Origin of the sequence: Colwellia sp. MB02u-6, assembly GCF_014077095.1 — a bacterium.
Lineage (GTDB): Bacteria > Pseudomonadota > Gammaproteobacteria > Enterobacterales > Alteromonadaceae > Cognaticolwellia.
The window spans coordinates 307,899-321,658 of the sequence record NZ_JACGVG010000035.1; the positions used below are offsets into that span (position 1 = coordinate 307,899).

The window sequence follows — 13,760 nt, forward strand, 5'->3', positions numbered from 1 at the left end:
AAGGAACGTGGTATGTTTAACCGCATGAAAGAAGATATTAATAGTGTATTTGACCGAGATCCTGCCGCACGTAATGTTTTTGAAGTTTTAACAAATTATCCTGGCCTGCATGCCGTGTGGTTTCACCGTTTAAGTCATCGTTTGTGGAAATTTAATTGTAAATGGTTAGCGCGATCACTCTCAACATTTTCTCGTTGGTTAACGGGTATTGAGATCCACCCAGGTGCGACTATTGGTCGGCGATTTTTTATTGATCATGGTATGGGTGTTGTCATCGGTGGTACTGCTGAAATAGGTGATGATGTCACTTTATACCAAGGGGTTACGCTAGGCGGCACAAGTTGGAAAGAAGGCAAACGCCATCCAACCTTAATGAATAATGTTGTTATTGGTGCCGGAGCTAAAATTTTAGGTCCAATTACCATTGGTAAGAATGGCAAGGTAGGTTCGAACTCCGTTGTGGTAAAAGATGTGCCTGAAAACGGCACAGCTGTTGGCATTCCCGCTCGCATTATTAACGCTAAAAAGGATGATAGTGCCGCTGAAAAACGTGAGAAAGTGGCAAAGAAATATGGCTTTGATGCTTATGCGGTGGCTACTGATAATCCAGATCCAGTCGCTAAAGCGATAGGTCGTTTACTTGACCATATACATTTAATGGAAAATAAAGTTTCTGATTTATGTCGAGAAGTTAATCAGCTTGGTGGTCATGTTTGTCAAGAAGCGCTACCTGAATTAAGGGTGGGTGAGTTTGACGAAGATGAGAAAGCGGCAGCAAAACGTCGAGAAAGCGCAAAAGAATCTTTTGATCCAGCAATTTAGTTCCCTTTTATTTGTAGCTAGAGGTTATTTTGCTGTAAACAAGCATTTAGCCTAGTTATCGATACTAAATTTCCAGTCTAGCCTTACTTTCACTCAGAGGTTATTAAACATTAGAGCGATGTAAACTTTAATGTTTCTTCTTTCGTATTGATTAAAAATTAAAGGCGCGTAAAATACTTGAGTAAATCAGTCGGGTATTTAGTTGACTAATTTGTAGGGAGATGTAAAATTGCCAACCAATTGATAGGGGTAATATATGAAATTGACGTCTAAAGGCCGATACGCTGTAACAGCAATGCTCGATGTAGCTATTCATGCGATAACAGGACCTGTTCCACTGGCTGATATTTCTGAGCGCCAAGGTATCTCATTATCATATCTAGAGCAACTTTTTTCACGGCTTAGAAAATACGGACTCGTCAATAGTGTTCGTGGGCCAGGTGGCGGTTACCGGTTAGGACAATGTTCAGCGAAAATTACCATTGCTGATGTTATCAATGCTGTTGACGAAAGTATCAATGCCACTAAATGTGGTGGCACAGGTAATTGTCAAGATGGTCAGCAATGCTTAACGCATTATTTATGGACTGATTTAAGCGACAGAATTGAAGACTTTTTAAAAGGCATTTCACTTGCCGAGCTCGTCGAGCAACGAAATGTAAAAATAGTGTCACAACGACAAGATGAAGCTACAGCGAAAGCTCGCAAATCCCCTTCGTTAGAGACCTTAATTACTACTCGCAATATTATGAATGACTGGCATTAATAGCTGGTTCAACTGGAGATTATTAATTAATGAAGCTTCCCATTTATTTTGATTATTCATCGACAACACCGGTAGACAAACGTGTTGCTGAAAAAATGATGCAATATATGACTACTGATGGTTTTTTTGGAAACCCGGCATCACGTTCACACAAATTTGGTTGGCAAGCGGAAGAAGCGGTTGATATCGCTCGTAATCAAGTTGCTGATTTGATTAACGCCGACCCACGCGAAATTGTTATTACCTCAGGTGCAACAGAGTCTAATAACTTAGGTATTAAAGGTGCAGCTAAGTTTTACAGTAAAAAAGGTAAGCATATTATTACCTGTAAAACAGAACATAAAGCCGTACTAGATACTTGTCGCGAGTTAGAGCGTCAAGGCTTTGAAGTAACTTACCTTGATCCTGAAAGCAATGGTTTAATTGATTTAGAAAAATTAAAAGACGCCATGCGTGAAGATACTGTTCTCGTTAGTATCATGCACCTTAATAACGAAATTGGTGTAATTCAAGATATTGCGGCCATTGGCGAAATGTGTCGCGAACGTAAAATTATTTTTCATGTTGATGCTGCGCAAAGTGCCGGTAAAATTGAAATTGATTTACAAGTTTTAAAAGTGGATTTAATGTCATTTTCTGCCCATAAAATTTATGGTCCAAAAGGCATAGGTGCACTCTATGTTAGTCGTAAACCTCGTGTTCGTCTTGAATCACAAATGCACGGTGGTGGCCATGAACGTGGTATGCGTTCAGGTACACTAGCAACTCACCAAATTGTTGGTATGGGTGAAGCATTTAGAATTGGAAAAGAAGAACTAGTACAAGACGCAATACACGTGACTAAAATGCGTGATCGTTTATGGGCTGGTTTAAACGACATGGAACAAGTTTTTGTTAACGGCGATTTTGACCAACGTTATCCAGGTAACTTAAATGTCAGTTTCAATTTTGTTGAAGGTGAATCGCTTATCATGGCGTTAAAAGACTTAGCAGTATCTTCAGGTTCAGCCTGTACTTCAGCAAGTTTAGAGCCATCGTACGTACTTCGAGCTTTAGGGTTAAATGATGAAATGGCGCACAGCTCAATTCGTTTTAGTTTCGGTCGTTTTACTACAGAAGAAGAAATAGATTATGCCATTGACCTGATTAAAAAGGCAATTGGCCATTTACGTGACATGTCACCGCTTTGGGAAATGTTCAAAGACGGTATCGATTTAGACTCAATAGAATGGGCTGCTCACTAGAGCGCTAGGAGAAATATTATGGCTTATAGCGAAAAAGTAATTGATCATTATGAAAATCCACGCAACGTTGGTTCTTTTGATAAGAATGACACACAAGTTGCTACGGGTATGGTTGGCGCACCTGCATGTGGTGACGTAATGAAGTTACAACTTAAAATTTCAGCGGACGGCATTATTGAAGACGCGAAATTTAAAACTTACGGCTGTGGCTCTGCGATTGCCTCAAGCTCATTGGTAACAGAATGGGTTAAAGGTAAGTCAATTGATGAAGCCGGCCAAATCAAAAATACGGCGATTGCTGAAGAACTTGCATTACCGCCAGTGAAAATTCACTGTTCAATCTTAGCGGAAGACGCAATTAAAGCGGCAATCGAAGATTACCGTAGTAAGCATAAAGGTTAAGCTGGAGACGCAATATGAGTGTAACGATGACACCTGCTGCATCTGACAGGATAAAATCGTTTATCGAAAACCGGGGCAAGGGCCTCGGTCTACGATTAGGTATTAAAACAACGGGTTGTTCTGGTTTAGCTTATGTACTTGAATTTGTAGATGATCTAAATGATGACGATTCAATGTTTTCCATTAATGATGTCAATATCATTATTGATGGTAAAAGCCTGGTTTATCTTGATGGTATCGAACTTGATTTTATTAAAGAAGGTTTGAACGAAGGCTTTAAATTCACCAACCCAAATGCCAAAGGCGCATGTGGTTGTGGTGAAAGTTTTAATGTTTAGTGATCGATTAATTTCACTGGAGTTGTTGTGAATTATTTTCAGTTATTTGGTTTAGAAATTCAGTTTACTATTGACTTGGCTAAGCTTTCAACAATTTACCAAACATTACAAAAAAAAGTACATCCTGATCGCTTTGCTCATGGTTCAAGCCAAGAGCAAATGCTATCCGTTAAAAAATCAACCTTGATTAACGATGCCTACCAAACACTAAAAAAACCACTAAATCGCGCGCAATATCTTTTAGAATTGCGCGGTATTAGCATGCCTAACGAGCAGGCTTCTTTTGGTGACGTGAGTTTTTTAATGCATCAAATGGAACTGCGAGAAATGCTAGACGAAGTCAAGCATGCTGATGATGTCGATGCAGCTGTGTTTGACGCTTCACAAGTGTTTGAAGCAGAATTCCAGCAACTCTTTAATCAGCTGCAAAGTCAACTGGCAGAAGATACGCCAGAATCCAATAGCTTAGCTTGCGATGTTTTAAGAAAACTTAAGTTTTATCAAAAGCTTCATGTTGAGCTAGATAAGCTCGAAGAGTTATTGCTAGAAGACTAAACTATAAAATTAATATGTTAATAACTGTAGTTACTTTTTCTATCAAAATGTAGTTGTTAATAAAAAATCCGTAAAACCATCACCTAACGAGCTTTTACAATGGCATTATTACAAATCGCTGAACCAGGGCAAAGTACAGTTCCTCATGCCCATCGCCTTGCGGCGGGTATTGATCTTGGTACGACAAATTCTTTAATTGCTAGCGTAAAAAGTGGCCTAGCTGAAACTATTGTTGATGATAATGGGGCTGACATTTTACCGTCAGTGGTCAGTTATCAAAGCAATAGTATTCTCGTCGGTCATGACGCAAAAGCGTTAGCTGTGAGTGACCCTGAAAATACTATCGTGTCAGCAAAGCGCCTAATTGGCCGCTCTAAAGCTGATATAACGACAAAATATGCATCACTGCCGTATGCTTTTTCTGGTGATGAAAACCATCCCTTAATAGCAACTCGCACAGGCGAAGTGAATCCGGTACAAGTGTCGGCCGAAATACTTAAAACTTTAGTGAAACGAGCTGAATTATCGCTAGGTGGTGAACTAACGGGTGTAGTTATTACCGTGCCAGCTTATTTTGATGATGCACAACGCCATAGTACGAAAGACGCGGCAAAATTAGCCGGTGTCAATGTCTTACGTTTACTTAACGAACCTACAGCTGCTGCAGTTGCTTATGGTCTAGACACCGAACATCAAGGAAAACAAGAAGGCGTTGTTGCGGTTTATGATTTAGGCGGCGGCACCTTTGATATTTCCATATTACGTCTCAATAAAGGTGTATTTGAAGTGTTAGCTACCGGCGGTGATTCTGCGCTTGGTGGTGACGATTTTGATGGCATGCTGGTTGAATATCTGATCAATAAAGTGGGCTTAGTTCGCCCTTTGTCTACTTCAATGGAACGACAATTAACCCAGCAAGCTTGTTTTGCTAAAGAACAATTGTCAGACAGTGACAGTGTTGAAATATCACTAACACTTGCCAATGATAAAACTTGGACCAATATTTTTACCCGAGTTGAGTTTGAGCAGTTGATCGCGCCATTAGTAAAGAAAACACTGCGAGCATGTCGTCGAGCTGTTAAAGACGCAGAGCTCGACATTAATGATATTATTGAGGTGGTGATGGTTGGTGGTTCTACCCGTGTACCTTTAGTGCGTCAAGAGGTTGAAGGTTTTTTCAAACGCCAACCTTTAACCTCAATTGACCCTGATAAAGTCGTGGCTTTAGGTGCGGCCATTCAAGCTGATATTTTGGCGGGTAATAAGCCAGAGAGCGATATCTTGCTACTTGATGTTATTCCTTTATCATTAGGTTTAGAAACCATGGGTGGGCTAGTTGAGAAGGTCATTACTCGCAACACCACCATTCCAGTGGCTAAAGCGCAAGAATTTACCACCTTCAAAGATGGTCAAACGGCGATGGCTTTACATGTATTACAAGGCGAACGTGAGTTAGTTGATGATTGTCGTTCATTAGCACGATTTGAACTTCATGGCATTCCGGCAATGACCGCTGGTGCTGCACATATCCGTGTCACTTTTAAAGTAGATGCAGACGGTTTGTTAGAAGTATCAGCGATGGAAAAATCAACCGGTGTTGAGTCGAGTATTACTGTCAAACCAAGTTTTGGTTTAGAAGCAGATGAAATCACTAACATGCTAAAAGACTCCATGGAAAATGCTGAGCAAGATATGCAAGTAAGAATGTTGAAAGAGCAGCAAGTTGAAGCGTCCCAAGTGATTGAGTCGATTCAAGCGGCGCTTCTTGCCGATAGCGCTTTATTAAATACAGCGGAAATCAGCAAAATAGATAGCGCTATTTCTGCGCTGAAACAAATAAGCCAAACAGGTAATGCCGATGAAGTTGAAACGGCAATAGCGACATTAAATAATAGCACCGCCACATTTGCTGAACGTAGGATGGATTCATCTATAAGAACAGCATTATCTGGCCATTCAGTAGACGAGGTTTAGTCAAATGCCACAAATTATATTTTTACCCAACGCAGATCTTTGCCCAGAAGGCGCAGTAGTAGAAGCCGAAAAAGGCGAGAGTGTATTAGACGTAGCACTAAGAAACGATATTGGTGTTGAGCATGCATGTGAGAAAGTGTGCGCTTGTACTACATGTCATATGATTATCCGTGAAGGTTTTGACTCTATCAAAGAGGGCGATGAACTCGAAGAAGATATGTTAGATAAAGCTTGGGGTTTAGAGCCTGAATCACGTCTAGGTTGCCAAGCATTAGTGGGCAATGAAGATTTAGTGGTAGAAATTCCTAAGTATACCGTCAATATGGTATCTGAAACTCACTAAATAATTCGATTTATAAATATTTAAGGGTAATAACCATGCGGTTATTACCCTTTTTTGATCGCATTAATCAGCCATTGGAACCATATTGTACAACTAATGTTATTGAATAGACCGCGACCTTTGTTTGATTTTTTATTTTGATAGCAAATCGGCTGGTAAAATTTTTATTACTTAGATAAATAGACACTTCATTAAAAATTTGCTCTAATTAATGGAGGTTTTTCTTGTTGAAATCACTTAATAAACCGTTATATCGTTGTTAAATAACTCCTAGGCATCATAAATTTGTCAGTACTATCTAAATCACAAACTATAAAAAGTTTAATCATCACTAATCAGTTTGCTACTGATATTTTGCTATTAAATACCCCAAATGAGGTTTGGCAGTATTTAGCACAAAATATTGTTGAAAAGCTCGGTTTTGATGATGCCGTTATTTATACTTTAGATGCCGGGGGGGAAACCTTAAGTCGTATGTCGGGCTTTGAAAAGACAACCTCCTTCAACCATGATAAAAGCAGTAACATTGAAATAAGAAATACTTCGTCTAACTCGATAGTTATTCCTTTTAATGAAGGTGTTATCGGTAAAGTTGCGGCAACCAAGCAAGCGCTATTAGTCAAAGATATTCGAGAATTTGAAGGTTATATTGTTGAAGATGAAACCACACTATCAGAGTTAGCCGTGCCTATTTTATTTAAAGAGCAATTATTAGGTGTTATTGACTCTGAACATGCACGAGTTAATTTTTACACTGAATATCACCTGAGAACACTGACCGCATTAGCTTCTCTTGCTGCAATGAAAATATCTCAAATCATCAAAGTAGATGGCTTGGAAGAGGTGATTGAGAATTTAGAATATGCCAATAAAATTCAAGATGCCTTATTTGAGATTGCTGAGCTTACCTTTACAACTAAAACTATGGAGGGATTTTATCGGAGTTTACATCAATGTATTGGACGTATTACTTTTGCAAAAAACTTTTTTGTTGCCTTACTGAAAGATGATGGAAAAATAATTGAATTTCCTTATGCGGTAGATGAATTTGACCAAGATATTGTTGACGAGTTAGATCAAGGAAAGATATTCGAACAAGTGGCCATTAATCCGGAACATTTAAGTATTACAGGCTATGCCCTGTCAAAAGATAAACCTTTTCTACTATATGAAAAAGATATTCAAAAAATGCTTGATAACAAGGAACTCTATATTCTAGGGAGCATACCAAAAGTTTGGTTAGGCGTGCCTTTTGGTCGTGGTCATAATAAAGGTATTGTCGTTGTACAAAGTTATAATACTGATTTTTTATTCCAAGAAAAAGATAAACAACTGTTATCTTTTGTCGCGAAACATATCAATAATGCCATTGATAGAATGGCAGCTAAGCAGAAGCTTCAGTTCTTAGCATTACATGATCCTTTGACAGACTTACCTAATAGATCGCTTTTTAAAGATAGAATTCAACATGCGTTTTTACATTGTCAGAATAATCGCCAAGACAATTTAGCCATACTATTTATTGATGTAGATAGATTTAAGCAAGTTAACGACAATTATGGTCACCATGTTGGTGATAAATTGCTGATTTACATTGCAAACTTGATTTCTGCGATCTTGAGGAGCACAGATACATTGGCACGTTTAGGTGGTGATGAATTTGCCATACTGCTTGATGGTAAGATTGATTATGAGACCATTTGTCGGATAACTGAAGGTATTATCGAGGCGACATCAGGGGCTTTCAATATCGATGGTTTGAATATTTGTAGTAGTGTCAGTATTGGTATCGCAACTTACAGTGATGCGAGTGAGAGTGCTGATCAATTATTGATTGATGCTGATCATGCTATGTACCAAGCGAAGCTCAAAGGACGTAATCAGTATGTCGTTTTTGAAGGGCTTGAAGAACAAAATAAATCAACTAATGTTAAAGTCGAGTATGATTTCGATCATGCAGTTAAAAACTTTGAGTTTATCAGCAATTATCAACCGCTAATCGATTTTGATACCGGTGATGTTATTAGTGCTGAGGTGTTGGTACGATGGCAGCACCCTAAATTAGGACTGTTGTTTCCAGATGTTTTTATTCCTATTTTAGAAAGATCAGGGCAAATAGTACAGCTTGATCTTTATATGCTGAAGTTGGCGGTGAACAACCTCAAGCTTTGGGCAGACTGGCTGCCAGAAAAATTTAAGCTAAATGTTAATGTATCAACATCAGGCTTTGCGTCGCAAGACTTCATTAACTATATGCAAACACAGCATTTAGAATGTGCAGAGATCACCGAGCGATTATGCATAGAAATTACTGAAGAAAGTTTAATTCTTAACGTTGATGCCGTGAATAAACATTTAGATATTTTGAAACGTCTTAATATTCCAGTAGCATTAGATGATTTTGGTACGGGTTTTTCATCGCTGAGTTATTTACATCAATTTTCTTTAGATTATTTGAAAATAGATAAAAGCTTTGTTGATGATTTAAATGAAGTGAACAGTAAGGTCCTGATATTAGACGCCGTGGTTAATTTAGCTAAAGCGTTAAAGATAAAAACCACAGCTGAAGGTATTGAAACAGCAGAGCAATATAAAAAGCTTAAAGACATTGGCTGTGATTTAGGGCAAGGCTATTATATCGCAAAACCGCTACTCGATACTGACTTTAAACGTTTTCTTTTAAACAGGGAAAATTAACTTTAAATCGCTTAATGCCGATACAGCTAACTTAAGTTAACGCTAGGTAAGTATTGAGCTAGACTAGCAATATTTTTAAGCAATACCTTTAAGTAATAGCTTTAAGCAGTATTAAGTTTCACTACTTGTTTACCAGTAAAACCGCCGGCTAGCTGTTTTTTTAGCGCGGTAGAAACATTCGCTGCGCTAAATTTAATTAGGTTAACTTTCGGTACGATTAAATCACCTTTTGCTACGCTATCAAGCAATAAGTTACTCATAAAACTCATGTGTTGCTGCGCACACAAACTATTAGCTAGCCAAGCACCCGCAAGCGATACAATACTAATGTTAGGTGCCTTTCTAAATAGCAGCTCTTGCTCAAAGGTCGGTAATGGTTTTAAACATGCAATACGACCACAAAAGCGCATTAATTCAATATTGCGCACTGTGACATCATCGCCAATGGAGTCAAATACCGCGTCAAAACCTTGCGGACCTAATTCATGGCGAATTTTCTCACAAAGTTTTTTATCCTGATAATCAAATACTGCATCAGCCCCTAACGATTTGACTAATTTATGATTATGTTTTGCTGCGGTGGTAAATACAGCTACGCCGCGTTGTTTAGCAAATTGAATCGCCATTTGACCAACGGCACCTGCGCCCGCTTCAATCAATAAAGTATCACCCTCAACAAGTTGTAATCGGTCGAGTGCAATTAACGCTGTCATACCCGCACAAGGCAGTGTGGCCGCTTGTTCGGGACTGACGCTTTCAGGTACAACAGAAACCGCATAGTTTGCTACTTTGGCGTACTCACTGAGTGCGCCTTGTGCGCCCATACTGGCATGCCACATAACACGTGCGCCTATATTGGGATAAACTCCTTTTGGCGCTTTAACGACTATGCCTACCGCATCTAAACCCAGTATATGCGGGTACTGCCAATGACAAAACCCTGTTTTGGCATATTCTGCATCTAAGGGATTCAGGCCAACATATTCTACTTTTATTAAGAGTTCGTTATCGTTGCATTTAGGCACACTAAGTTCAATATTCTCCAAGCGAATTTCTTCGCTAGCTTCGCGTAAAACAATGGCTTTCATTGTTTTTGAAATATCTTTTTGTGGTGAAAATTCAGTATCAAACATAGGTAAACTCAATCATTAAAAGCGGGTTAAAGCATCACTCCAGCAAGTATTAAAGCCATGATAGAAATTAACTTTTGCCAGCAATGACGCAATGACTGCGTCTACAGTTTTCTCTTGGACTATTAAAGCATTCTGTCGTGTATCTAACAACGCCAAGTAAAGCCTTTGGCCTATTTGCTCTATGGCAGCTACTGGCAAAAACTATTGATAACCGATGAATAATGCGCTTTAGCGCAGTGTTCTTAGCTACCTTGCTTTGTGCGTAATCGCCAGGATGTTTCAAAGGCTACCTTAAGGTTCTAGCCAGCATAATACTGCGCTGATATTATTTTAATGTCGGCACTTTTTTCTCGTTACTGCCTTTAGTCACTAAAATATAAAACACTGGCGTAAACAATAGGCCAAAGAAAGTAACGCCTACCATGCCAGAAAATACCGCATTACCCATGGCATGGCGCATTTCTGCCCCAGCACCTGTGGCTAATACTAAGGGTATTACGCCTGCAGTAAAAGCAATTGAGGTCATTAAAATTGGCCTAAGTCGCATACGACATGCGGCCATAATAGCGTCAAGGTGAGACATGCCGTGTTGGTTTTGATCTTTGGCAAACTCCACCATTAAAATCGCATTTTTCGAGGCTAAGGCGACCAACACTATTAAGGCAATTTGAGTGAAAATATTGTTGTCTGAACCGACATACCAAACCCCTAATAATGCTGAAAATATGGTCATGGGCACAATCAGAATAATAGCCAAAGGTAAGCGTAAGCTTTCATATTGTGCAGCAAGTACCATAAAAACTAACAATACGACTAAGGGGAATATATATACCATGGTATTGCCAGCAATAATTTGCTGGAAGGTCACATCGGTCCATTCATAAGCAATGCCTTGAGGTAGCGTATTGGCCAGTATTAGCTCAATGGCTTGCTGAGCCTGATCCGAGCTATAACCGGGCGCAGGACTGCCATTGAGCTCGGCACTTGGGTAGCCATTGTAATGCATTACGCGATCAGGGCCTGTGGTCGGTGTAACCATTAATACTGAACCTAGTGGCACCATATTACCTAAGTTATTACGTACTTTTAGATTCAATATTTGTTCAGGATCTTTGCGAAATTCAGCATCTGCTTGTGCTTTAACTTGATAAGTACGACCAAATAAATTGAAATCATTGACATAAACTGACCCTAAGTAAATCTGCAAGGCGTTGAATACTTCATCTAATGCAATGCCTTGTATCAAGGCTTGTTCACGGTCAATATCAATATCCATTTGTGGTGTTTGAATACGAAAACTTGAATACAAGCCAACGAGGGCAGGATCTTGTTGTGCTTTTACAATGACTTTTTGCAAGCTATTAAATAGCGCCTCAAAGCCTTTGTTATCTCGGTCTTCAATTTGCAGTTTAAAACCACCGGTTGTCCCTAAGCCTTGAATAGGCGGTGGTGGAAATACAGCAACATAGGCCGCATCAATCACGCTAAATCGTTGATTAAGTTGTCCGGCAATAGCCATAGCCGACAAGCTAACATCTTGACGTTTTTCAAAAGCGTCTAAGGTGACAAAAACAATTGCGCTATTAGGGCTGTTAGTAAAACCATTCACTGATAAACCAGGAAATGCTACCGTATGGGCAACGCCATCAATGGTATGGGCAATGGCTTCCATTTCTTGTACAACATCTTGGGTACGATCAAGACTCGCCGCATCGGGTAATTGAGCGATAGCCACTAAATATTTTTTATCTTGCGCAGGAATAAAGCCGCCAGGTACAGCATCAAATAAGGTGACTGTGCCACCTAATAAAGCGACATAAGCGACGAGCACAACTATGCTCATACGTATTAGCTTTTGCACTAATTTTTGGTAACCTTTTGCGCCACGGTCAAACAAGCGATTAAAAGGTTTAAACAACCAGCGGCCAAAAATAGCATTTAAAAAGCGTGTTAAGGCGTCGGGTTTACTGTCATGCGATTTCAATAATAGCGCGGCTAATGCGGGCGATAATGTCAGTGAGTTAAAGGCTGAAATCACGGTTGAAATAGTAATCGTTAAAGCAAATTGTTTATAAAACTGGCCCGATAAACCAGAGATAAAGGCCGTAGGAATAAATACCGCTAATAATACTAAGGCAATGGCAATAATAGGGCCAGTAACCTCAGTCATGGCAACGCGGGTGGCTTCTAAAGGCGATAAACCTTTCTCGATATTACGTTCAACATTTTCTACCACCACAATGGCATCGTCAACTACGATACCTATGGCTAATACCAGACCAAATAAAGACAAGGTATTGATTGAAATTCCTAGCCATTGCATAACAGCAAAAGTACCGATTAATGATACTGGGACGGCAATTAATGGAATAATTGAGGCACGCCAAGTTTGTAAAAATACCACCACAACAATCACGACCAGGGCAATAGCTTCTAATAAGGTGGTAATTACCGCATCAATAGAGTCACGAACAAAAACGGTGGGGTCATAAACAATGTCATACTCAACCCCAGCAGGAAATTTCTCTGATAACCGTACCATGGTTGCGCGTACTTGATCGGATAACTCAATGGCATTTGAACCTGGGCGTTGAAAAATAGGCATAGCCAGTGCAGGTTGACCATCTAGCAGGGCTCTTAAGGCATAATTATTTTGACCTAGCTCTAAGCGAGCAACGTCTTTAAGGCGGATCAACTGACCTTGCTCGCCCACTTTAATAATGACTTGGTCAAACTCTTCGACACTATTTAAACGACCTTTAACATTGAGTAGAATTTGAAATTGGCTATCGTTAGCAGCGGGTTGTGCACCTAAGCTACCGGCGGCAACTTGTTGGTTTTGCGAACGTAATGCGCTTATCACATCCATTGCGGTTAATTTACGGGCAGCTAATGCATCTGGATTTAACCACACTCGCATCGCATATTGACCGCCGCCAAATAATTTCACATCACCGACACCGGCTAAGCGAGCAATTTCGTCTTTAACATACAAATCAGCATAGTTAGATAAATAAGTCGTATCATGCGTTTTTTTGGGCGAATAAAGATGCACCACCATGGTCAGATCAGGTGATGACTTTTCTGCCACTACGCCAAGGCGTTGTACTTCTTCTGGTAAACGTGGCAAAGCACTGTTAACACGGTTTTGAACTTGTACTTGTGCGCGATCTAAATCGGTACCCAAGGCAAAAGTAACAGTTAATGTCATACGACCATCACTAGTAGCTTGAGAAAACATATACAACATGTTTTCAGTACCATTTATTTCTTGCTCAAGCGGTGTTGCTACTGTTTGTGCAATAACGGTTGGGTTAGCACCAGGGTAATTAGCGGTGACAACAACGGTTGGTGGTACAACTTCAGGGTATTCACTGATTGGTAATTGAAATAATGATATACCGCCACCGATCAAAATAATAAGTGACAATACGGCCGCGAAGATAGGCCGTTGAATAAAAAAGTGAGAAAAATTCATCAAAAGCT

At 39.6% G+C, this 13,760-nt stretch carries 11 protein-coding genes; 9 read left to right on the forward strand and 2 right to left on the reverse strand.

The genetic code is table 11. The features are described from left to right. Positions 1-12 precede the first annotated feature (12 nt). The 9 genes from cysE (at position 13) to H4J46_RS10930 (ending at position 9,141) form a co-directional block, all read left to right on the forward strand. On the forward strand, positions 13-822 hold the full coding sequence (cysE, locus tag H4J46_RS10890) for a serine O-acetyltransferase (RefSeq protein ID WP_182233516.1): 810 nt from the start codon (positions 13-15) through the stop codon (positions 820-822). Positions 823-1,078: 256 nt separating this feature from the next. Next, complete coding sequence (iscR, locus tag H4J46_RS10895) at positions 1,079-1,588, forward strand: Fe-S cluster assembly transcriptional regulator IscR (RefSeq protein ID WP_182233517.1); 510 nt, start codon at positions 1,079-1,081, stop codon at positions 1,586-1,588. 29 nt (positions 1,589-1,617) lie between these two features. After that, entirely contained in the window at positions 1,618-2,832 is a 1,215-nt protein-coding gene (locus tag H4J46_RS10900; RefSeq protein ID WP_182233518.1) for an IscS subfamily cysteine desulfurase, read from the forward strand. A gap of 18 nt (positions 2,833-2,850) precedes the next feature. Continuing rightward, positions 2,851-3,234 carry a Fe-S cluster assembly scaffold IscU gene (iscU, locus tag H4J46_RS10905; protein WP_182233519.1) on the forward strand — a complete coding sequence of 128 codons (384 nt, stop codon included), beginning with the start codon at positions 2,851-2,853 and terminating at the stop codon, positions 3,232-3,234. Between the two features lie 14 nt (positions 3,235-3,248). Then, a complete protein-coding gene (iscA, locus tag H4J46_RS10910; protein WP_182233520.1) occupies positions 3,249-3,572 on the forward strand; it encodes an iron-sulfur cluster assembly protein IscA in 324 nt (107 codons plus the stop codon). 27 nt (positions 3,573-3,599) lie between these two features. Beyond that, positions 3,600-4,127: a co-chaperone HscB gene (hscB, locus tag H4J46_RS10915; protein ID WP_182233521.1), complete on the forward strand. Its 528-nt coding sequence runs from the start codon at positions 3,600-3,602 to the stop codon at positions 4,125-4,127. Between the two features lie 99 nt (positions 4,128-4,226). Beyond that, on the forward strand, positions 4,227-6,101 hold the full coding sequence (gene hscA, locus H4J46_RS10920; protein ID WP_182233522.1) for a Fe-S protein assembly chaperone HscA: 1,875 nt from the start codon (positions 4,227-4,229) through the stop codon (positions 6,099-6,101). Between the two features lie 4 nt (positions 6,102-6,105). Continuing rightward, positions 6,106-6,444 (forward strand): ISC system 2Fe-2S type ferredoxin, encoded by a 339-nt coding sequence (fdx, locus tag H4J46_RS10925; protein ID WP_182233523.1) that lies wholly within the window; start codon positions 6,106-6,108, stop codon positions 6,442-6,444. Between the two features lie 285 nt (positions 6,445-6,729). Next, positions 6,730-9,141 (forward strand): EAL domain-containing protein, encoded by a 2,412-nt coding sequence (locus tag H4J46_RS10930; RefSeq protein ID WP_182233524.1) that lies wholly within the window; start codon positions 6,730-6,732, stop codon positions 9,139-9,141. A 101-nt stretch (positions 9,142-9,242) separates the two neighbouring features. On the opposite strand, the gene H4J46_RS10935 is transcribed toward H4J46_RS10930, so the two are convergent. Then, positions 9,243-10,274 (reverse strand): zinc-binding dehydrogenase, encoded by a 1,032-nt coding sequence (locus tag H4J46_RS10935; protein ID WP_182233525.1) that lies wholly within the window; start codon positions 10,272-10,274, stop codon positions 9,243-9,245. A 325-nt stretch (positions 10,275-10,599) separates the two neighbouring features. Continuing rightward, positions 10,600-13,752, reverse strand: a complete 3,153-nt coding sequence (locus H4J46_RS10940; protein WP_182233526.1) for an efflux RND transporter permease subunit — start codon at positions 13,750-13,752, stop codon at positions 10,600-10,602. Positions 13,753-13,760: the final 8 nt, after the last annotated feature.

Bases quoted from the DNA above. Each gene is read 5' to 3' on its own strand.
- cysE (WP_182233516.1), top strand. From the start codon at position 13: ATGTTTAACCGCATGAAAGAAGATATTAATAGTGTATTTGACCGAGAT.
- iscR (WP_182233517.1), top strand. From the start codon at position 1,079: ATGAAATTGACGTCTAAAGGCCGATACGCTGTAACAGCAATGCTCGAT.
- H4J46_RS10900 (WP_182233518.1), top strand. From the start codon at position 1,618: ATGAAGCTTCCCATTTATTTTGATTATTCATCGACAACACCGGTAGAC.
- iscU (WP_182233519.1), top strand. From the start codon at position 2,851: ATGGCTTATAGCGAAAAAGTAATTGATCATTATGAAAATCCACGCAAC.
- iscA (WP_182233520.1), top strand. From the start codon at position 3,249: ATGAGTGTAACGATGACACCTGCTGCATCTGACAGGATAAAATCGTTT.
- hscA (WP_182233522.1), top strand. From the start codon at position 4,227: ATGGCATTATTACAAATCGCTGAACCAGGGCAAAGTACAGTTCCTCAT.
- fdx (WP_182233523.1), top strand. From the start codon at position 6,106: ATGCCACAAATTATATTTTTACCCAACGCAGATCTTTGCCCAGAAGGC.
- H4J46_RS10935 (WP_182233525.1), bottom strand. From the start codon at position 10,274: ATGTTTGATACTGAATTTTCACCACAAAAAGATATTTCAAAAACAATG.
- H4J46_RS10940 (WP_182233526.1), bottom strand. From the start codon at position 13,752: ATGAATTTTTCTCACTTTTTTATTCAACGGCCTATCTTCGCGGCCGTA.